This window comes from Dongia sp., assembly GCF_041909655.1.
Lineage (GTDB): Bacteria > Pseudomonadota > Alphaproteobacteria > Dongiales > Dongiaceae > Dongia.
Map to the genome: position 1 here is coordinate 209,904 of NZ_JAYRDA010000001.1, position 17,367 is coordinate 227,270.

A 17,367-nucleotide genomic window follows, 5' to 3' on the forward strand; every position below is an offset into this window, starting at 1 on the left:
GTGAAGCAGGTCACAGTTCGGGCCGGGCGGGGCCGGTGAACCATTCCCGCTTTCGGGGGTTAACCTTCAGGCGCCGGGGCCAGCGCATTTACGCGCGCGCATGAACGGGGGCATTAACGATGGGCATGAAGGCTGGTGAAATGATGCGTTTTTCGGCCCTTGTCCTCGTTCTCCCCCTGTTTCTCCTCGCCGGCTGCAGCTCGACCCGGGATTCGCATCCCGAGCGGACGGCGACCGAGCAGCTCCTCCTCTCGCATGCGGCCGACAAGGCGGCGCGAAGCCTCGATTTCGGCGTGGCGCCGGGAACCAAGGTCTTCGTCGAGGCGGCGAATTTCGAGGGGGTGGATGCGAAATACGCCATCGCCGCCATCCGCGAGCAGGCTCTGCGCCAGGACCTCGCCTTGACCGACGAGAAGGGGCAGGCCGAGGCGATCGTCGAGATCCGCGCCGGGGCGCTCTCGATCGATCAGCGCGACACGCTGGTGGGCATCCCGGAATTCGACGTGCCGATCCCGCTGGCCGGCGATCTCGGCATTCCGGAAATCGCCCTCTACAAGAACGATATGAGCCAGGGTGTGGCGAAATTCGCCGCCGCATCCTACGGCGCCAAGGACGGCAAGCTCATCGCCGTGAGCACCCCCGCCGCCACCTCGGCCTATGAGGAGGAGACGGTGCTGCTCTTCTTCATCAACTGGTCGGACGACAATCTGGACCGGCCGGAAGACTGAGGGCGGCTAGCGCCGGTCGCGTACCGGATAGACCGGCACCACCTTGCCATAGGTCACCACCATGTTGACCTTTTCGCCGTCATCCGAAAGCGGCAGGAGCACGCATTCCTGGCCGACCAGGAAGCCGTTGGGGTGGGGAATGCGCGACCAGTCATAGACCGGGCGCTTTTCATCGATGACGATGGCGTAATTGCCGAGCGCATCCGAGGTGCCCTGGCCGAGGGCGGCTTCAGCGACCGCGCGGCCCTTCGGGTTGTAGCCGCGAAGCGCGCATTCCGATTCCCCCACCAGGCGATAGATCAGGCGGCGCGGATTCTCGAAGACGTCGATGAGCTGGATGCAGGAGAGCCAGCGTTTCATCTCCGCCGGGTCGAGATCGGCGCGCGACGGCATCGCGCGGGTGCCCGCTTTCCCCAACCAGTATTGATAAAAAGCAAGCGTGTCGGGATAGCAGCGCTCGGCCATCGCCGCCATGTCGGTCGTGCGCGGATAATCGCCCGGATATATTCCTGAAGACGGATCCATGCCAGCCCCAGCCTGATGCTGCCCGGAAGGATCATGCGGCAGGGCGGGATGGGCGGCAAGAGGGCGGCAGGATCCGCCGGTTTCAGATCTTCTTACAAAGGGCCTCGAGCTGGTCGGTGGCCTTGCCCCAGCCTTCGTGGAAGCCCATCTCCCTGTGTTGCTGGCAATCCACTTCGGTCCAATGCAGGCCCCGGGCGATGTAGCGCGTCTTGCCGCCCTCATCGGCCAGCGTGATGATGCCGGTGAAGAAGGGCTTCTCGGAAGGTTGCCAATCGCCGATGAAGGCGTCGGTGAAGACGATCTTCTCGTTCGGAACCAGTTCGAGATACTGGCCGTGATTGGGAAATTCCTGGCCTTCCGGACCCTGCATGAGGATATAGCTGGCACCACCCGGGCGGAGATCGAGCTTCGCCTCGGTCACTTTCCAGGGCAGCGGGCAGAACCATTGCTTGAGGAGTTCGGGTTCGGTCCAGCAGCGCCAGATCTTGTTGCGCGGTGCGTCGAGCAGGCGGTCGAGGACGAGCTCGCGGGGGCCTTCCTTGGGGGTCTGGGTCGTCATGAGGTTTCTCCGTCGAATGAGGGCGTGAGGGTTTCGGTTGGTGTGTCGCCGCGCCGCAGGAGCCAGGCGGCGATGACAGCGGCGATGGCAAGGGCGACGGCGCAAATGAGCGCGATCACCTGGAAGGCATCGACATAGGCCGCGCGCGAAGCGCTCACGAGTGAATCGCCGAGTGCCGCCGGAAGTTCCGCCGCGGCGCCGAGTGCTCCGCCCAGGGTGTCGCGCGCCGCCAGCGCCGCCGCCTCGGGCAGGTCCGCCGGCAAAGATCCAGAGATGAGCGGTCGGTAGATCGCGGTCACGACGGAGCCGAGGATCGCGATGCCGAGCGCGCCGCCGAATTCGGAGCTTGTCTCGGCCATGCCGGCGGCAAGGCCCGCGCGTTCCGGCGGCGCCGCCCCGATGACGAAATCGGTGGTGAGGGTGAAGATCACCGCGAGACCCAGCGACATCAGCACATAAGACGCCACCACGTGGCCCAGATCCTGGGCGCCGCCATCGACCTGGGCCATCACCAGGAAGCTCGCCGCGGTGAGGGCGAGGCCGCCGGTGATGACATTGGCGCGGCTGACATAACGCAGGATGAGCGGCGTCAGATTGGAGCCGATGATGAAAGTCACCCCCGAAGGCGCCGACCAGAGCCCGGCTTCCAGCGGCGAGAGGCCTATCACGAGCTGGAGATATTGTGCGACGAAAAGGAAGGTGCCGAACGCTGCGAAGACCGAGATGATGTTGATGCCGAGTGCGGCGCTGAAGGTCGCGCGGCGGAAGAGGGCGAGATCGATGAAGGGCGTCTCGAGATGCTTCTGCCGGCGCAGGAAGATCCAGCCGATGACGATGCCAGCGAGAATGGTCGCGACCGGCTGCCAAGAGAAACCGCTCTCGGCCAGGCGCTTGATGCCGTAGATGATTGAGAGGGTGGTGCCAAGCGAGAGGGCGGCGCTCACGAGGTCCGGCCGGCCAGCTTGTGGATCGCGGTATTCGCTGAGGAGGAACGGGCCGACGGCGAGGAGCAGCAGCATGATCGGGACGTTCAAAAGAAAGACCGAGCCCCACCAGAAATATTCCAGCAGCACGCCGCCGAGGACCGGGCCGAGTGCACCGCCCGCCGAGAAGCTGGAAATCCAGATGCCGATGGCGATGGTGCGCTGCTTGTCGTCGAGGAACATGTTGCGGATCAATGAGAGGGTCGAGGGCGCCAGGGTCGCCGCCGCCAGACCCAGCACGGCGCGGGCCGCGATGAGCTCGGCCACGCTGCCGGCGAAGGCGGCGAGGATCGAGGCCAGGCCGAAACAGGCGGCGCCGATGAGGAGGAGCTTCCGGCGCCCGATGCGGTCACCGTAGACCCCCATGGGGATGAGGGCACCCGCCACCACGAAGCCGTAGATGTCGATGATCCACAGGAGTTCCGTGGAACTCGGCTTGAGATCGGCCGAGAGGTGCGGCACCGCGAGATTGAGGACGGTGAGGTCCATCGCATAGAGCAGGCAAGGGAGCGCGAGGACGGCCAGGCCGATCCATTCGCGGCGCGTGGCTCGGGGTGCTGTAGCCACGGCATTGTCGAGAGGCGCAGACATGGTTTTCTCCGGTAAGCGAGGCGCTCAGCCTTCGGCGATGTTTTTCAGATTGGCGAGGCCGGCTTCGAAATCGGCGCCGATCATGCGGTCCATGTTGAAAAGGGTATCCATCACCTTGGTAAGAAGAGGCGCCGGACCGGTCATCACCCAGGTGACGCGGGTTGTTTCGCCCATGGGCTCCAGGGTGAATTCGGCCATGTTCTCGGCTTCGAACGGTCGCAGGAAATTGAGGCGGATGGACACGCGCCGGTTCGGCTCGGCGGACAGGATCTCCATGCGGCCGGCCCCGACATTGCTGTCGCCCTCCCATTCATAGACCGCGCCGGGGCCGCTCGGCGGACCGCTGAAGATGCGTTCCATGTCGGGATCCTTGGTCTCGTAGGCGGACCAATCGCTCCAGGCGCCAAGCCGGTTGATGCAGGGAAAGATCCGCTCCGGCGGCGCCTTGATGTCGACCACGCGGCGCACCTCGAAGGAATCCGGCTTTCTGGCGGCGTAGGAGAGAAAGCCCGTGACGGCAATGCCGAGCACGACGATGGCAATGACGATGAACTTCAACATGATATCTCTCGAAAAATCAGGCGCAGCAGGATTGGGCGGGTGGGGATGTTTCATATTCGTCGTGGCGGCGAACGAAATCCATGATCGTATCCTCGTTGCGGCCCTTGGGCGCGCGATCGAGAATCATGAAGGTGCCGACCAGTTCCTCGAGACCGCGGGTATAGGTGGAATAGGTGTGGTAGATGTCGCCGTTCCCGTCCTTGAAAAAGGCGCTGAGGCCCGGCAGCTCGGAATACGCGTCCTTCGCCTCCATCGGCGCGAAATTGTAGAAGACCTTGTCGCCCGCCAGTTCTTCCGCGCTGAACGAGACGTGGAAGTCCTGGTTGAAATCATTGGCGAAGGCGGAGACCCAGGGAAAGGTCCAACCCATGCGTTTCCGATAGGCGGCGATCTTGGCAATGGGTGCCCGGGAGACGGCCATCAGCGTGACATCGTGATGATTGAGATGAACCAGCGCGCCGCCGAAATGGTCGGCGACGAAGGAGCAGGACGGGCAACCTGCCTCCCAATCCGGCCCCAGCATGAAATGGTAGATCATGAGCTGGGAGCGCCCGGCGAAGAGATCGCCCAGCGATCGCTTGCCGGTCTCGGTATCGAAGAGATATTCCTTCTCGATCTTCACCCAGGGCAGCGCCAGGCGTTCGGCATTGATCTCGTCGCGCATCTCGGTGAAGCGCTTTTCCTTGGCCAGCAGGTCCCTTCGTGCCGCGAGCCATTCCTGCGGCGAGACGATCTGATGCGAGGTCATGTGCGTCCTAGCCCCTCTCTTAAGTCTTAAAGATCGACGATCACGTCGAAGCCGCCATAGGTCATGCGCTTCATGTCGAAGGGCATGGCACCGGGCTGCATTTCCTTGGCGAGGCGCTTGTCGGCCATCACTTTCTTCATGACCGCGTCGCGGTGTTTCTTGGACCTATACGTGACCCAGGAGAAGATTACGGTCTCGCCGGGTTTCAGTTTGGCGAGCTTGGCGAAGGGTGTCCCAAAGTCGACGGCGAGATCGGCGCCCACGCATTCGCGGTAATCCAGCGCGCCGTGTTCAAGCCAGATCTTCCCGGCCTTGCGGGCGATCTTGCGATAGGCTTCAACCTTCTTCTTCGGCATGGCAATGACAAAACCATCGACGTAGCGCATGTTTCCTCCGGTATTTTTATGTTTTTCCAGCGGATGCCGTTACGGCATCACGACGATCATCCAGGGCACACCGAAGCGGTCGGTGGTCATGCCGAATTTCTCGGAGAAGAAGGTCTTTGCGAGCGGCATCATCACCTGCCCGCCTTCGGCCAGCGCCTGGAAATAGCGGTCGGCTTCGTTCGCCGTCTTCACCACCAGCGCCTGCGAGGTGCCGGCGAAATTGGGTGTGCCGGAATTCATGCCGTCGGTCGCCATCAATTCGCTTTCGCCGATCTGAAAGGCGGAATGCATGATCTTGTCGCCGCTCATGGGGGCGACGCAGCCATCGCCGCTCGGCTGCTCGGGGGCATCCTTGAAGCGCATGACCTCCTTCACCTTGGCACCCAGGGCCTTCTGATAGAAGTCGAGCGCCTCTTCGCAGCGGCCTTCGAAGGACAGATAGGATTTCACCTGCATGTTCATGTCTCCCGTCATGAGGGGTTGCATCGGTCGTGTCGGCTGCGGTCGCACGGCGAGGGCTGAAAGAAGGAACATGTCACCGTCACCCGTTCGATCCGGCCGCATCCGCCGCATTCTTGTTCTGACCGGTCGGTCCAATAACCCTGCGACAAAATGGGGCTTTTGTGGACACCGTCCACAAGCCTATAACAAAACAAATGGACGCTGTCCACATCTGGTCTGTTATATTTCTGTCGGATCGTTTGGGCTGGCTGCCGGGTTTTTTTGGCACTGTTTCCGGGGCGCTGCTGGATGAAAGCCGAATGAGCGAAAAGAAGCCTGCGATCACGCGCCCGGTTGGCGGCCGGACCGGCAAGGCGCCGACGCGGAGCACCTATCGCCATGGCGATCTGCGCCGTGCCCTGCTCGATGCGGGTATCGAGTTGGCGCGCCAGGGTGGACCCGAGGCCGTCGTGCTGCGCGAAGCGACGCGGCGCGCGGGCGTCGTGCCCAACGCCGCCTATCGGCATTTCGCGAGCCGCCAAGATCTCCTGCAATCGGTCCGCTCGGCCGCCCTCTCGTTCCTTGCCCAGGCGATGGAAGACGAGATCGACAAGATCGCCGGCCTTCCCACGGCGACGGAGCGGGCGCGCGGCAAGCTGCGGGCGGTCGGCACCGGTTATCTGAAATTCGCCTTCGCCGAGACCGGGCTTTTTCGCATGGCCTTCGCGCCGATCGAGGGTGTGCGCATTGCCGGCGATGCGCGCGAGCCCGCCGACCCCGCCAATGCGGGGAAGAGCGGGCTCAATCCCTTCCAGTTGTTGAGTGCGGCACTCGATGCCATGGTGGAAGCGGGCGCCTTGCCCCCCACGCGCCGGCCGGGTGCTGAATTCCTGGCCTGGTCCAGTGTCCATGGTCTCGCCATGCTGATCATAGACGGGCCGTTGCGCGGCATGCCGGAAGTGCAGATCGAGGCGCTTGGCCAGCGGCTCATCTCCATGGTGGAAAAAGGCCTATAAAAGCTGCGGATGACAGGGCTCCGGCGATGCGCCTAGGATGCCTGCAGGAAATAGCGTGAAGGCCCGCCGCATGCCGCAGAAACTGAAAATCGATTTTGTCTCGGACGTCTCCTGCCCCTGGTGCATCATCGGCCTGCGTGGTCTCGAAACGGCGCTGGAGAACCTCAAGGGCGAGGTAAGCGCCGAGATTCATTTCCAGCCTTTCGAGCTCAACCCGCAGATGGGCCCGGAGGGGCAGAATATCGTCGAGCATATCGGCCAGAAATATGGATCGACGCCGGACCAATCGGCCGAAGCCCGCAAGATGATCCGTCTGCGCGCGGCCGATCTCGGCTTCGAGATGCGCATGAACGAGGAAAGCCGCATCTACAACACCTTCGACGCGCATCGCCTGCTGCACTGGGCTGAGGGCGAGGGTGCGGGTAAGCAGGCGGCGCTGAAGCATGCCTTGTTCAGCGCCTATTTCACCGAAGGCCGCAACATGTCGGATTCTGAGGTGCTGATCGCGGAGGTGGAAAGGGTCGGGCTCGATCCAAAGCGCGCCCGCGCTATCCTGCAGAGTACCGAATATGCCGACGCGGTCCGTGCCCAGCAGAAGTTCTATCGCGAGCAGGGCATCCATGCCGTCCCCGCGATCGTCATCAACGAGCGCTACCTCATTTCTGGTGGCCAGCCGGTTGCCACTTTCGAAAAGGCGCTCAAGGAAATCGCCGCGGCGGCCTAATCGACGATATCGGCGGCCTGCGGTGGGCGCTTCTTGCCGGTGATCATGGCGCGGACGAGATTTTCGTCATGCCGGTAGCTCGCGATGAGCACGCCCAGAACATGCACGCCCACCAGAGCCAGAAGAACATTGGCCAACGCCTCGTGGGTTTCCTCGACCCATTCCTCGCCCCAGAAAACGTCGGTGGTATAGAGCCAGCCGGTGAGGCAAAGGGCGGCCATCGAAAAAATGAGGGCGAGGATCATGAGGCCGCCGGCCGGATTGTGGCCGAGATAACGGGCCTCGCGGCCATTGACGATGTCGCGGAGATAGGCGGCGATGTGCCAGGGTGCGCGCACGAACTGGGCGAAGCGGGCGAAATGCGTCCCCACCAGGCCCCAGACCAGACGGAAGGCAATGAGCGCCCCCGCCGCATAACCGGCCCATTCGTGCAGGTCCTGCCATTCATCGGCGGTCACCCAGGCAATCGCGAAGCTGGCAACCAGTGACCAATGAAAGACGCGGACCAGAATGTCCCAGATCTTGACCATCGCCGCCGTCTCCCTTAATCGGCCTTCACGACGTCGAAGGTCTTCGGGTTGAAATAGACTTCCTGCTTTTCGCCCTTGGCATTGGTGCCGTAGACTTCGTAGCAACCTTCGTCGATCTTCACCTTCTTGATCGTCCAGCCATCGGCCTGGAGCTTCTGTTCCAGCGCTTCTTTGGGCTGCCATTCGGCTTCGGGGACCTGGCAAAGCTCGGCCGCGGACGCGGCGCCGGCGCCGAGGGTGGTGAGCAGGATCAGCGAGAGAGCAAACTTCTTCATGATGGAGCCTCTGTAAAAGAAAAGCCTTGGGGGGCTTCGTTGCGGGTGGCGCCAATTTCCCTGACGAAGCTGAAGCGAGGCTGAACGCGATTCGGAAATCGCGTTCATCTTGCTGTAAGCTTGGTAGCCATATCTGGCGGTTCACCGCGCGATCTCCGAACAAGGGTTTCTAGCTGCTCATGCGAGTGCTTCTCATCGAGGACGAACCGATCCTGGGACAAGCGATCCGCGACCATGTCGTGGCCGCGGGTCATGCGGTGGATTGGATGCAGCGCCTGGAGGATGCGGAGATCGCCCTGCGCTCGGTCGATTACGCGCTGGTGCTGCTCGACCTGCATCTTCCTGATGGATCCGGTCTCGATCTGCTGCGCGCCATCCGGCGGCGCAAGGATTTGCGCCCGGTCATCATCCTCACCGCGCGCGACCAGATCCGCGACCGTATCGACGGCTTGAATGCAGGGGCCGACGATTATCTAGTGAAGCCCTTCGATCTCGACGAACTGACCGCGCGGATCGGCGCCGTGGCCCGCCGCGCCGCGGCCAATCCCAATCCGCTTCTCACTTTGGGCACGCTGGAGATCGACCAGGCGGCTCGCCTGGTGCGGCGGGGCGGACAGCGGATCGAGCTCACCCAGCGCGAATGGGCGGTGCTTGATCAATTGCTGCGGCGGCCCGGCGCCATCGTCAGCCGCGAGCGCATCGAGGAAGAACTCTATGCCTTCGGTTCCGAGATCGAGAGCAATGCGGTCGAGGTCTATGTCAGCCGCTTGCGCAAGAAGCTGGGCAAGGATCTCATCGCCACACAGCGCGGCATCGGTTACCGCCTGATCATGGAAGCAGCGTGATGGCGGGATGGAGCATCGCGCGGCGCCTCGTCCTGATCCTGGGGGCCGGTGTCACATTGTTATGGATGGGCGGTGTCGCCGCCTCGACCATTGTCATCCACAACGAGATCAACGAGGTCTTCGACAGCGCGCTGCAGGAAACCGCGCAGCGCCTGCTGCCCCTGGCGATCGACAGCCTGGAGGAAGACGATCATGACCGCGCCATCGGCCGGCATTCGGATCTCAGCGCGGAATATCTGCTCTATCAACTGCGCGACCGCGCGGGGCGCGTGCTGTTGCGTTCGCATGACGCGCCGGTGGCGCCATATGCGGTGCCGCTGGCGACCGGATTCGCACAGAGCGACGGGCGGGATTTTTATACCGAGGCAAGTTCGGACGGTGCGCTCTTCATCCAGGTGATGGAGCGGCCGGGACACCGCATGGAGGCGATCGTCGAGGCGTCGCTGGGCCTGCTCTATCCGCTGGTCGTGCTGCTGCCGCTGGCGGTTCTGGTGGTCTTTGCGACGGTGGGCCGTACCTTGCGGCCGATTCGGCATCTCCGCGAGGCGATCGGCCAACGTGGCGGACAGAATCTGGCGCCGCTCCCTGAAGCCGGGATGCCGCGCGAACTGGCGCCGATCGTCCATGACATCAACCGGCTGCTGGCGCGTCTCGGCGGTGCCATCGCGGCTGAACGCGATTTCGCCGCCAACAGTGCCCATGAATTGCGCACGCCGGTGGCGGCTGCCATCGCCCAGAGCCAGCGTCTGGGGGCGGAACTTTCCGGCACGCCCCATCAGGCGCGGGTGGAGCAGATCCTTGCTGCGTTGCGGCGCCTCGGCCATCTGGTCGAGCGGCTGCTGCAATTGTCACGCGCCGAAAGCGGCGTGGCCGCCAGTCACGAGGTGGTGGATTTGTTGCCCGTCGTCACCCTGGTGGCGGGCGAATTCGAGCGCCAGCATGGTACGGCGCGGCGCATCGAATTGCGGGATCCGGCAATCCCCTATCGCGGCGCCATCGATATCGATGCCTTTGCCATCGTGTTGCGCAATCTCCTGGAAAACGCCCTGGTCCACGGGACCAGGGATGCACCGATCAATATCTTCGTCGACGCCGCCGGCCGCCTTCACGTGGTGAATGAGGGGCCGGTGGTGCCAGCGCGTGATCTCGTGCGCCTGACCGAACGCTTTGCGCGCGGCCGTTCCGGCGGTGCCGGTTTCGGCCTGGGCCTTGCCATCGCCGACATGATCCTGCGCCAGGCGGGCGGCAGGCTGGAACTGCATTCGCCGGCCGATGGCCGCGAGTCGGGCTTCGAGGCGATCGTCAGCCTGTCCTGAAGCGGTGCCCAACGCGTCACGGCACCGCAATATTCCCCGGTTTTTCATGTTGCAGCGCCCAGATCACCAAAGGATGTGCGATTCCTGGTCGGCCGGTCTGCATTTCGTGCGAACCGTTCTCGAAATTAACGTCTCATTAATTTGGAAACGCACACAATGAACCCATACACAACCAAGGAGGGATTTAATAAAATGCAAGACATCGCCATTATCTGCCTCGCCGCGGCGACGATCGGCAGCTCCCTCCTGCTCGGCTGGCTGTGGTGCATGGCATCGACCGGCACGGTGCCGGGCTGGCTCAAGCGCATGCACGAAACCGCCAATCGCGGGGGCAGCGACCTGCTCTAAAACGCTCTAGGGGGGGTGTGTGGATAGGGCTCCGCTTGCGGGGCCTTATTCATTTCTGGAAGCGGGCGAAGGCATAGGGGGCGAGCAGGGGATCGCGTTCCCCGGTGAGGATCTCCGCCGAGATGAAGAGCCCCAGGGCCGGCGCCAGGGTGATCCCGGAATGGGTGACCGCGATATAGAGATTGTCATGGGTGGGAGCAGCGCCCATGGCGGGAAACTCGTCGGCCGGCAACGGGCGATAGCCCACGGTGTAACGATCGAAGGCCAGCTTCTCGCCACCCTTCAACAGCGCGCGCATCGCGGTCATGATGGCATCGGCGACCTTCTGCGGCTCGGTGCCCGGATCGGCGCCGCCGAAATCCGTGCCGGCAATGAGCGCGCCGTCCGGGCGCTGGCGGACATGAAGTTCGGGGGCCATCACCAGGCCGTTGAGAATTTTCGCCATCGGCTTGGTGAGGACCAGAAGTCCCGCGGGTGCGGACATCGGCACGGTAACACCGGCACCGGCAGCCAGGGCGGCCGTGGCGGCGCCGGCGGCGAGGACCACATGATCGGCCTTGATCTCGCCCTGGTCGGTGGTGACGCCAACGATGCGGCCGCCTTGCAGCGTAAGCGCGCGGACCGGTGTGTTCTGGCGGAAGATGGCGCCCTTCGCCTCGGCCGCGCGCAGCAAGGCCTCGGCCGTCTCGCGCGGTTCCGCGACGCCTTCGCAAGGGGCGTAAGCCGCCTGGTCGGGGAGGGCGGCGAGATGGGGTTCCAGCGTCAGGGCCTCGGCGCGGTCGACCAGGCGGATGTCATAACCGGCGGCCTTGCGTTCCTCGACATAGGCCGGCAGCTTCTCCGGCGCCAGATCCCACAAGAGGCCACCCGCCCAGTTGAGCGCGATCTCCGGCACTTCCGCGGCAAGGCGCCGCCATTCCTGCATCGCGCGCATGCGCAGGCGCACATAGGGTTCGGGGTTGCCCCAACTGGCATTGATCCAGGCCCAGGAATAGCGCGTGGCAAGCCCGCCGCGCGCGCCGGCATCGAGGATGGTGACGCGGGCGCCGTCGCGGGCGAGGTGATAGCCGATGCTGGCGCCGAGAATGCCGGCGCCGATGACGATGACGTGTTTGTGGGCGGTCATGATGCGGGATGGGTCCGGAAGGATTGGGTGGATGCCACCGACGCTCGCACATTCCGGCCCGAGGCGCTAGGCTCGTTGCCGGTGGGGGAGGGGGAATGATGTCGCAGCTTGTGGGCTTGAATACCGGTGTCTGCATCGCCCCACGCATGGCCCTCAAGCGCAATCCGCCGGCGGGGCTCACGTTGCGTGGGCTATTTGACAAGAGTGCCAATTCGTGAATTAATGAATTAGCGAATTAGCTAATTATTGATTGGACGAATGATGTCGCTGGACAAGGTCTTTGAGGCGCTTTCCTCGCGCCCGCGACGGGAAATCCTCGCTTACCTCTCGGCAACCGAGCTCAGCACCTCGGATCTTGCCGAGAAGTTCCAGATGAGCGCCCCTACCATCTCGCGCCACCTCTCGATCCTGGAGAATGCCGATCTGGTAACCAGCCGGCGCCAGGGGCAATTCGTGCTCTACAAGCTCAATCCGGAAAATCTCGTGAACACGCTGACCGGCTTTGCCTTCGAGCTGTGCCCGGTCGGTGGCCCGTTGAAGCGGGAATCGCGCAAGATCGCCGCCAAGGCGAAGGCCAGGAAGCCCGCCTGAGGCGGGCAGGTTATCGGGGAAGGGGAAAGCGTCATGACATCACTGCCTGAAAGCCTGCAGCAACACCGCGTCGCGATCGAGGATTTGAGCAACGTCAGCGACGGCAAAGTCGTCTATGCGCCATTGCGCTCGCTCTGGTTCATCTTCATGGCGGGTGCCGCTGTCATCGGCGGCGCGCTTAATTTCAGCTGGGGCGGTGTTGTCGTGTTCCTGCTTGCGACCGGTGCAGTCCTGCTGCTCGGCCATTCGCTAGGTAGCCACCGGAAGCTCATCCATAACAGCTTCGCCTGCCCGAAATGGCTGGAATATTTCCTGGTCTATATGGGTGTGCAGGTGGGTCTCGCCGGTCCGATCGGCCTGCTGCGTGCCCACGATCTGCGGGATTTCGCGCAGCGCCTGCCCGATTGCCATCCTTACTTGCGCCATGGCAGCGGCTTCTGGCGCGATGCCTGGTGGCAGATCCATTGCGGGTTGAAACTCGCCCACCCGCCGAAGATCGAGATCGAGCCCCGCATCGCCCGAGACCGCTTCTATCAATTCCTCGAGCACACATGGATACTGCAGCAGATTCCGCCTGCCTTGGCGCTCTATGCCCTAGGCGGCTGGGGCTTTGTCTTCTTCGGCACCTGCGCGCGCGTCACCGCCGGCGTGTTCGGCCATTGGCTGATCGGTTATTTCGCCCATAACCAGGGCGGCATGCATTTCGCGGTGGAACAGGCGGCGGTGCAGGGGCGCAACATCCGCCTCGCCTCGATCCTCACCATGGGTGAATGCTGGCACAACAATCACCACGCCTATCCGGGTTCGGCGCGGCTCGGCCTTTTTCCCGGCGAATGGGATCCGGGCTGGTGGATGCTGCTGGTGTTCCGCCGCCTGGGCCTCGCCTGGGATTTCCGGCTGCCAAAGGATCTGCCGGCACGGCCGGAACTGGTGGCGCAGGACGGTCTCGGCCAATCGATCCTAGCGCCGGCGCGCTACGATCTTGCCGCGCCGCGCTTCGCCGATCCGGGTCTGGCCGGATTCTGGCGTGCGCTCTGGGAGAAAGGCGATGCCGATCGGCCCGCGCTGGAATGGCCGGCATCGGTCTTGAGCGCGCGGGCGATGCGTATCCTCGTGGGTGCACGGCCACATCTTGCCGTCGAGCCCGCGCTCGATCTCCTGGTGCTGCACCGGGATGGGCATTCCTATATCGGCCTGCCTGCCCTCTGCCTGGCGATGGCGGAACGCGGTTTCGCGGCGCGCATCATCGCTGCGGTGCTGCTGCCGGTCGCAGTGGGGATCGAGAAAGTGCGGCGGGGATTTTCCATCCGATTCCAGGCGGCGACCTGAAAGAAAAACCCCGCACTCCGGAGAGGGCGGGGTTTTGAAAGCGGACCTGGGCGATAGGTACCGAACTTACAGCGACGCGACCTTTTTCTTCAGGACGTCGATGAGCGCCTGGACCTTGCCGCCCTTGGAGGAGATCACCGAGGTGAATTCCTGGCGGTGGGTTTCGGCGAGGCTCAGGCCCTCGACGCGGACGTCGGTGATCATCTGCTTGCCGTCCAGGGTGGCAACGTCCCAATCGACGCGGGGCTGGCCTTCGGCGCCCTCGACGATGGTGAAGATGGTGGCCTTGTCGGCCTCTTCGCGGACGCGCTGTACGGCCAGGGTCTGGCCGGAATATTCCGAGAAGCGCTTGCCGTAGACGGCGCTCATATATTGAGTGAAGACCTCGATATATTCGGCCTGTTCTTCGGGCGTCGCGCGCTTCCAATAGGCGCCGAGCGTATGGCGCGCGAGGCGCGGCATGTCGAAGAATTCCTGCAGGATCGGCAGCAGCTTCGCGGCCCGATCCTTGTCGGTATCGGCCGCGGTCAGATCGGTGATGGCGCGGGCGGAGAGGCCCTTGATGAAGAGTTCAAGCGCCGCAGCATCGGCGGCGGCGGGCGCCACCCAGGCGAAGGGAGCTAAAATGGAAAGGGCGACGGCCGAAGCCGCCGCCTTTCCGAACATGCGACGAGTCAGCATCAGGTCAGTTCGCCTCGGACAACTGATCGCCCGCCTGGGCCTGCGGCTGCGCCACGGTGACCGGGAGCAGCGGCGTTTCGGCGCCGTCATCAGGGATCATGTTGTCGTTCGTGATCTGGCTCAACACAGCTTCCGGATCTTCGCCGTTCTTGATGGCGTCGTTGCGGTGCTGGCGATAGAGGCTGCGCATGGTCGCGTAGAAGTCGACCGACCCCTTCTGCAACTCGGCGATGGTCTCCAGGTTGCGGGCGCGGGTGTCGATGCCTTCGACGGCGAAGCGCGTCGTGTTGATCCAGGAGACGTTGTAGACATAGCCGACCCAGGTCAGCGGATCGAGGACGTAATCCACGAGCTTGCCGCCGGCATCGCGCGGATTGCTGGGGCCCATGAGCGGCAGGTGCAGATAGATGCCCTCGCCCGAGCCCCAGACCGCCAGGGTCTGGCCGAAATCTTCGTCGTGGAACGGCATGCCGAACCACCAATCGGCGACATCGAGGAGGCCGCCGACGCCCAGCGTCGTGTTGATGGCGAAGCGCGCGGCGGTATCGCCGGCGCGGCCACCTTCACCCTGGAAGAGGTCGTTGAACAGGATGACCGGCGAACGGAGGTTGCGCAGGAAGCTGCGCACGCTGTCCTTGGCCGGATCCGGCAAAGCGATGTTGTAATAGCCGGCAAAGGGCTTCACCAGCAATTCGTCGAGGCCATGATTGACCTCGAAGAAGTAGCGGTTCATCGGCTCCAACGGGTCGTTGGCTTCGTTGAAGGCCTGCACGGCGGCTTCGTCGCTGGGATCCGGCGGCGTCGCGCAGCCAGCAGCCAGCAAGGCTGTCGCAATCACGGTGGTCGTGAGCGTCGTCTTCATGAACCTAAACATAGAACCCCTAACCCTTTCCGGTAGCCCGGTCTCGAACAGTTGAATTTGCTCTTCTTCGCGAACCGCTGCACCGTCCCCCGAGCAGCCATCATAAAACCTTACCACAATCTAACGCGCCCATCCGCGCGCTGCCCTCAAACGTCACCAAGTGCGGCAACATTGTCGCGGCGAGTGCTTAACCAATCGTAAGCCAAAACGCCAGTCTGACTCGACATGATCAGCCCGTTGCGTTTGATAACACACGAATTTTGAGACTTCCAGACGAGTCCGGGCGGCATTCCCACACTATATGTGCGAGTCCTGTCGCTATGTGACATATATGCCGCAGATCGCCAGAGGTTAACAGAAGTTAATCCTTTTTTGCACCGTCACAATGCGCAGAATTCCGCCATTCCGAGGAAATATTCCTATCGCTGGGATGTGCAGCGATGCGGCCGGAGAATTTCGTTTCGCTTTCGGAAAAGCGCGGTTTCGACGGCGACTCGCTCCCGGGGCGAGCCTATGCCGCGCGCCGTGCCAGACGCGCCTTGATCGAGGCCACGTCGGCGCGGGGCGTCGCGGCGAAGAGGGTCTTGGTGTAATCGTGCTGCGGGTTCGAGAAGACGGCGTCGCGGCTGCCGTATTCCACCGCCTCGCCGAAATACATCACCATGACGTCGTCGGCGATATAGCGGACCACGGAAAGATCGTGGCTGATGAAGACATAGGTGAGGTTGAACTCGTCCTGGAGGTCGGCCAGCAGGTTCAAGACCTGGGCCTGGACCGAGAGGTCGAGGGCCGAGACCGGTTCGTCGAGCACCAGGAGCTTCGGATTGAGCATGAGCGCGCGGGCGATGGCGATGCGCTGGCGCTGGCCGCCGGAGAACATGTGCGGATAGCGGTTGTAATGCTCCGGCCCCAATCCGACCTTCTTCAGCATTTCCATGGCCCGGTCGCGGCGTTCGCCGGCCGGCGCCTTGGTATTGATGAGGAGCGGCTCGCCCAGAACGTCGCCGATCTTCTGGCGCGGATTGAGGGAGCCATAGGGATTCTGGAAGACGATCTGCACCTTGCGGCGGAGTTCCGGCGTCATGCCGTCGCGGATGAGGTCGATCTTCTGCCCGTCGATGACGAGGTCGCCCGCAGTCGGTGCCTCGATCATGGTGATCATGCGGGCCAGGGTCGACTTGCCGCAGCCGCTCTCGCCCACGACGGCGAGGGTCTTGCCGCGCTCGACCTCGAAGCTGACGCCTTTGACGGCGTTGATGGTGCGGCCGCCGGAGAACATGCCACCGCCCAGGTGATAATCGCGCTTCAGATCGCGCGCTGCGAGGATGATGTCGCTCATGACGCGGCTCCGGATTGCAGGGCGGGGGCGGGGGTGAAATCTTCCATCAGCCCGGCGATGGTCGGCAGGCGGTCGCCGGTCGCGTTCTCCGGCAAAGCCGAAAGGAGCGCCCGGGTGTAATTGCTCTGCGGATTCTCGAAGAGCGACAGCACGTCGGCTTCCTCCATCTTGCGGCCCTTGTACTGGACGATGACGCGGTCGGCGGTCTCGGCCACCACGCCCATGTTGTGGGTGATCATGATGAGGCCCATGCCGTGCTCGGCCTGGAGGCGCATGAGCAAATCGAGGATCTGCTTCTGGATGGTGACGTCGAGGGCCGTCGTCGGCTCGTCGGCGATCAGCAGCTTCGGATTGCAGGCCAATGCCATCGCGATCATCACGCGCTGGCATTGCCCGCCGGACATCTGGTGCGGAAAGGCGTTGAGGCGCCCCGCGGGATCGGGAATGCCGACGAGATCCAGCAATTCGACGGCACGGGCACGGCGCGCCTTGCCGTCGAGGCCCATATGGAAGCGCAGGACTTCCTCGATCTGATAGCCCACGGTGAAGCAGGGATTGAGGCTGGCGATCGGTTCCTGGAAGATCATGGCGATGTCCTTGCCGATGATCTTGCGCCGTTCATTGGCATCCATCTTCAGAAGGTCGCGGCCATCGAAGCTCATCTGGTCGGCGCTGACCTTGGCTGACCAGGGGAGGAGCCCCATCACCGCCAGCATGGAGACGGATTTTCCCGAACCGCTTTCGCCGACGATGGCGAGCACTTCGCGTTCATGGACATGGAGCGAGACGCCATCGACCGCGCGGAAGGGACCGGCCACGGTGTCGAATTCGACCACGAGATTCCGGATGTCGAGAAGGGCCAT

General features: G+C 63.4%; 23 protein-coding genes. 9 read left to right on the forward strand and 14 right to left on the reverse strand.

The window, feature by feature from the left end; all coding sequences use genetic code 11:
• Positions 1–140 precede the first annotated feature (140 nt).
• Positions 141–728: a DUF6655 family protein gene (locus ACE3PR_RS00970; protein WP_374367112.1), complete on the forward strand. Its 588-nt coding sequence runs from the start codon at positions 141–143 to the stop codon at positions 726–728.
• Positions 729–734: 6 nt separating this feature from the next.
• On the opposite strand, the gene ACE3PR_RS00975 is transcribed toward ACE3PR_RS00970, so the two are convergent.
• The 7 genes from ACE3PR_RS00975 to ACE3PR_RS01005 all read right to left on the reverse strand — a co-directional run bounded on the left by ACE3PR_RS00975 (position 735) and on the right by ACE3PR_RS01005 (position 5,615).
• Positions 735–1,253 carry a PAS domain-containing protein gene (locus tag ACE3PR_RS00975; protein WP_374367114.1) on the reverse strand — a complete coding sequence of 173 codons (519 nt, stop codon included), beginning with the start codon at positions 1,251–1,253 and terminating at the stop codon, positions 735–737.
• 82 nt (positions 1,254–1,335) lie between these two features.
• A complete protein-coding gene (locus ACE3PR_RS00980; protein WP_374367116.1) occupies positions 1,336–1,812 on the reverse strand; it encodes an SRPBCC family protein in 477 nt (158 codons plus the stop codon).
• The gene (locus ACE3PR_RS00985; protein ID WP_374367118.1) at positions 1,809–3,386 is read right to left on the reverse strand and encodes an MFS transporter; all 1,578 of its coding nucleotides are present in this window, start codon (positions 3,384–3,386) and stop codon (positions 1,809–1,811) included. Before ACE3PR_RS00985 ends, ACE3PR_RS00980 begins: the two co-directional genes overlap by 4 nt.
• Before the next feature lie 24 nt (positions 3,387–3,410).
• Positions 3,411–3,947, reverse strand: coding sequence for an SRPBCC family protein (locus tag ACE3PR_RS00990; protein ID WP_374367120.1), 537 nt, complete (start codon positions 3,945–3,947; stop codon positions 3,411–3,413).
• Between the two features lie 16 nt (positions 3,948–3,963).
• Positions 3,964–4,695: a DUF899 domain-containing protein gene (locus ACE3PR_RS00995; RefSeq protein WP_374367122.1), complete on the reverse strand. Its 732-nt coding sequence runs from the start codon at positions 4,693–4,695 to the stop codon at positions 3,964–3,966.
• Between the two features lie 26 nt (positions 4,696–4,721).
• Positions 4,722–5,081, reverse strand: a complete 360-nt coding sequence (locus tag ACE3PR_RS01000) for a DUF1428 domain-containing protein (RefSeq protein WP_374367124.1) — start codon at positions 5,079–5,081, stop codon at positions 4,722–4,724.
• A gap of 39 nt (positions 5,082–5,120) precedes the next feature.
• The gene (locus ACE3PR_RS01005) at positions 5,121–5,615 is read right to left on the reverse strand and encodes a VOC family protein (RefSeq protein WP_374367126.1); all 495 of its coding nucleotides are present in this window, start codon (positions 5,613–5,615) and stop codon (positions 5,121–5,123) included.
• 227 nt (positions 5,616–5,842) lie between these two features.
• Here ACE3PR_RS01005 and ACE3PR_RS01010 point away from each other — a divergent pair, with 227 nt between their 5' ends.
• Both ACE3PR_RS01010 and ACE3PR_RS01015 read left to right on the forward strand, forming a co-directional pair.
• Positions 5,843–6,538, forward strand: coding sequence for a TetR/AcrR family transcriptional regulator (locus ACE3PR_RS01010; protein ID WP_374367128.1), 696 nt, complete (start codon positions 5,843–5,845; stop codon positions 6,536–6,538).
• Between the two features lie 55 nt (positions 6,539–6,593).
• A complete protein-coding gene (locus ACE3PR_RS01015) occupies positions 6,594–7,262 on the forward strand; it encodes a DsbA family oxidoreductase (RefSeq protein WP_374367130.1) in 669 nt (222 codons plus the stop codon).
• Here ACE3PR_RS01015 and ACE3PR_RS01020 read toward each other — a convergent pair.
• Positions 7,259–7,792, reverse strand: coding sequence for a cytochrome b/b6 domain-containing protein (locus tag ACE3PR_RS01020; protein WP_374367132.1), 534 nt, complete (start codon positions 7,790–7,792; stop codon positions 7,259–7,261). The genes ACE3PR_RS01015 and ACE3PR_RS01020 overlap by 4 nt on opposite strands.
• A gap of 14 nt (positions 7,793–7,806) precedes the next feature.
• The gene (locus tag ACE3PR_RS01025; protein WP_374367134.1) at positions 7,807–8,067 is read right to left on the reverse strand and encodes a PepSY domain-containing protein; all 261 of its coding nucleotides are present in this window, start codon (positions 8,065–8,067) and stop codon (positions 7,807–7,809) included.
• Positions 8,068–8,246: 179 nt separating this feature from the next.
• Between ACE3PR_RS01025 and ACE3PR_RS01030 the strand changes: the two genes are divergently transcribed.
• The 3 genes from ACE3PR_RS01030 to ACE3PR_RS01040 all read left to right on the forward strand — a co-directional run bounded on the left by ACE3PR_RS01030 (position 8,247) and on the right by ACE3PR_RS01040 (position 10,576).
• Positions 8,247–8,912: a response regulator transcription factor gene (locus ACE3PR_RS01030; RefSeq protein WP_374367137.1), complete on the forward strand. Its 666-nt coding sequence runs from the start codon at positions 8,247–8,249 to the stop codon at positions 8,910–8,912.
• Positions 8,912–10,228, forward strand: a complete 1,317-nt coding sequence (locus tag ACE3PR_RS01035) for a histidine kinase dimerization/phospho-acceptor domain-containing protein (RefSeq protein WP_374367140.1) — start codon at positions 8,912–8,914, stop codon at positions 10,226–10,228. Before ACE3PR_RS01030 ends, ACE3PR_RS01035 begins: the two co-directional genes overlap by 1 nt.
• Positions 10,229–10,420: 192 nt before the next feature.
• Positions 10,421–10,576: a hypothetical protein gene (locus ACE3PR_RS01040; protein ID WP_374367142.1), complete on the forward strand. Its 156-nt coding sequence runs from the start codon at positions 10,421–10,423 to the stop codon at positions 10,574–10,576.
• Positions 10,577–10,625: 49 nt separating this feature from the next.
• On the opposite strand, the gene ACE3PR_RS01045 is transcribed toward ACE3PR_RS01040, so the two are convergent.
• On the reverse strand, positions 10,626–11,702 hold the full coding sequence (locus ACE3PR_RS01045) for an NAD(P)/FAD-dependent oxidoreductase (protein ID WP_374367144.1): 1,077 nt from the start codon (positions 11,700–11,702) through the stop codon (positions 10,626–10,628).
• Between the two features lie 95 nt (positions 11,703–11,797).
• Between ACE3PR_RS01045 and ACE3PR_RS01050 the strand changes: the two genes are divergently transcribed.
• The 3 genes from ACE3PR_RS01050 to ACE3PR_RS01060 are packed head-to-tail and all read left to right on the forward strand — an operon-like array spanning position 11,798 to position 13,622.
• Positions 11,798–11,920, forward strand: a complete 123-nt coding sequence (locus tag ACE3PR_RS01050; RefSeq protein ID WP_374367146.1) for a hypothetical protein — start codon at positions 11,798–11,800, stop codon at positions 11,918–11,920.
• Positions 11,921–11,960: 40 nt separating this feature from the next.
• Positions 11,961–12,293, forward strand: coding sequence for a metalloregulator ArsR/SmtB family transcription factor (locus tag ACE3PR_RS01055; protein WP_374367148.1), 333 nt, complete (start codon positions 11,961–11,963; stop codon positions 12,291–12,293).
• Between the two features lie 33 nt (positions 12,294–12,326).
• Complete coding sequence (locus ACE3PR_RS01060; RefSeq protein ID WP_374367150.1) at positions 12,327–13,622, forward strand: acyl-CoA desaturase; 1,296 nt, start codon at positions 12,327–12,329, stop codon at positions 13,620–13,622.
• 66 nt (positions 13,623–13,688) lie between these two features.
• Here ACE3PR_RS01060 and ACE3PR_RS01065 read toward each other — a convergent pair whose 3' ends face one another.
• The 4 genes from ACE3PR_RS01065 to ACE3PR_RS01080 all read right to left on the reverse strand — a co-directional run bounded on the left by ACE3PR_RS01065 (position 13,689) and on the right by ACE3PR_RS01080 (position 17,367).
• Complete coding sequence (locus ACE3PR_RS01065) at positions 13,689–14,303, reverse strand: phospholipid-binding protein MlaC (protein WP_374367152.1); 615 nt, start codon at positions 14,301–14,303, stop codon at positions 13,689–13,691.
• A 4-nt stretch (positions 14,304–14,307) separates the two neighbouring features.
• A complete protein-coding gene (locus ACE3PR_RS01070) occupies positions 14,308–15,165 on the reverse strand; it encodes a VacJ family lipoprotein (protein ID WP_374367154.1) in 858 nt (285 codons plus the stop codon).
• Positions 15,166–15,676: 511 nt separating this feature from the next.
• Complete coding sequence (locus tag ACE3PR_RS01075) at positions 15,677–16,504, reverse strand: dipeptide ABC transporter ATP-binding protein (RefSeq protein ID WP_374367156.1); 828 nt, start codon at positions 16,502–16,504, stop codon at positions 15,677–15,679.
• Entirely contained in the window at positions 16,501–17,367 is an 867-nt protein-coding gene (locus tag ACE3PR_RS01080) for an ABC transporter ATP-binding protein (protein ID WP_374367158.1), read from the reverse strand. The genes ACE3PR_RS01075 and ACE3PR_RS01080 overlap by 4 nt, the downstream gene beginning before the upstream one ends.

Coding starts and splice junctions, on each gene's coding strand:
- ACE3PR_RS01010 (WP_374367128.1), top strand. CDS start 5,843: ATGAGCGAAAAGAAGCCTGCGATCACGCGCCCGGTTGGCGGCCGGACC.
- ACE3PR_RS00990 (WP_374367120.1), bottom strand. CDS start 3,947: ATGTTGAAGTTCATCGTCATTGCCATCGTCGTGCTCGGCATTGCCGTC.
- ACE3PR_RS01035 (WP_374367140.1), top strand. CDS start 8,912: ATGGCGGGATGGAGCATCGCGCGGCGCCTCGTCCTGATCCTGGGGGCC.
- ACE3PR_RS01060 (WP_374367150.1), top strand. CDS start 12,327: ATGACATCACTGCCTGAAAGCCTGCAGCAACACCGCGTCGCGATCGAG.
- ACE3PR_RS00995 (WP_374367122.1), bottom strand. CDS start 4,695: ATGACCTCGCATCAGATCGTCTCGCCGCAGGAATGGCTCGCGGCACGA.
- ACE3PR_RS01080 (WP_374367158.1), bottom strand. CDS start 17,367: ATGGCCCTTCTCGACATCCGGAATCTCGTGGTCGAATTCGACACCGTG.
- ACE3PR_RS01055 (WP_374367148.1), top strand. CDS start 11,961: ATGATGTCGCTGGACAAGGTCTTTGAGGCGCTTTCCTCGCGCCCGCGA.
- ACE3PR_RS00975 (WP_374367114.1), bottom strand. CDS start 1,253: ATGGATCCGTCTTCAGGAATATATCCGGGCGATTATCCGCGCACGACC.
- ACE3PR_RS01070 (WP_374367154.1), bottom strand. CDS start 15,165: ATGAAGACGACGCTCACGACCACCGTGATTGCGACAGCCTTGCTGGCT.
- ACE3PR_RS01025 (WP_374367134.1), bottom strand. CDS start 8,067: ATGAAGAAGTTTGCTCTCTCGCTGATCCTGCTCACCACCCTCGGCGCC.
- ACE3PR_RS00985 (WP_374367118.1), bottom strand. CDS start 3,386: ATGTCTGCGCCTCTCGACAATGCCGTGGCTACAGCACCCCGAGCCACG.
- ACE3PR_RS01000 (WP_374367124.1), bottom strand. CDS start 5,081: ATGCGCTACGTCGATGGTTTTGTCATTGCCATGCCGAAGAAGAAGGTT.
- ACE3PR_RS00970 (WP_374367112.1), top strand. CDS start 141: ATGATGCGTTTTTCGGCCCTTGTCCTCGTTCTCCCCCTGTTTCTCCTC.
- ACE3PR_RS01065 (WP_374367152.1), bottom strand. CDS start 14,303: ATGCTGACTCGTCGCATGTTCGGAAAGGCGGCGGCTTCGGCCGTCGCC.
- ACE3PR_RS01005 (WP_374367126.1), bottom strand. CDS start 5,615: ATGTTCCTTCTTTCAGCCCTCGCCGTGCGACCGCAGCCGACACGACCG.
- ACE3PR_RS01045 (WP_374367144.1), bottom strand. CDS start 11,702: ATGACCGCCCACAAACACGTCATCGTCATCGGCGCCGGCATTCTCGGC.
- ACE3PR_RS01075 (WP_374367156.1), bottom strand. CDS start 16,504: ATGAGCGACATCATCCTCGCAGCGCGCGATCTGAAGCGCGATTATCAC.
- ACE3PR_RS01040 (WP_374367142.1), top strand. CDS start 10,421: ATGCAAGACATCGCCATTATCTGCCTCGCCGCGGCGACGATCGGCAGC.
- ACE3PR_RS00980 (WP_374367116.1), bottom strand. CDS start 1,812: ATGACGACCCAGACCCCCAAGGAAGGCCCCCGCGAGCTCGTCCTCGAC.
- ACE3PR_RS01030 (WP_374367137.1), top strand. CDS start 8,247: ATGCGAGTGCTTCTCATCGAGGACGAACCGATCCTGGGACAAGCGATC.
- ACE3PR_RS01020 (WP_374367132.1), bottom strand. CDS start 7,792: ATGGTCAAGATCTGGGACATTCTGGTCCGCGTCTTTCATTGGTCACTG.
- ACE3PR_RS01050 (WP_374367146.1), top strand. CDS start 11,798: ATGATGTCGCAGCTTGTGGGCTTGAATACCGGTGTCTGCATCGCCCCA.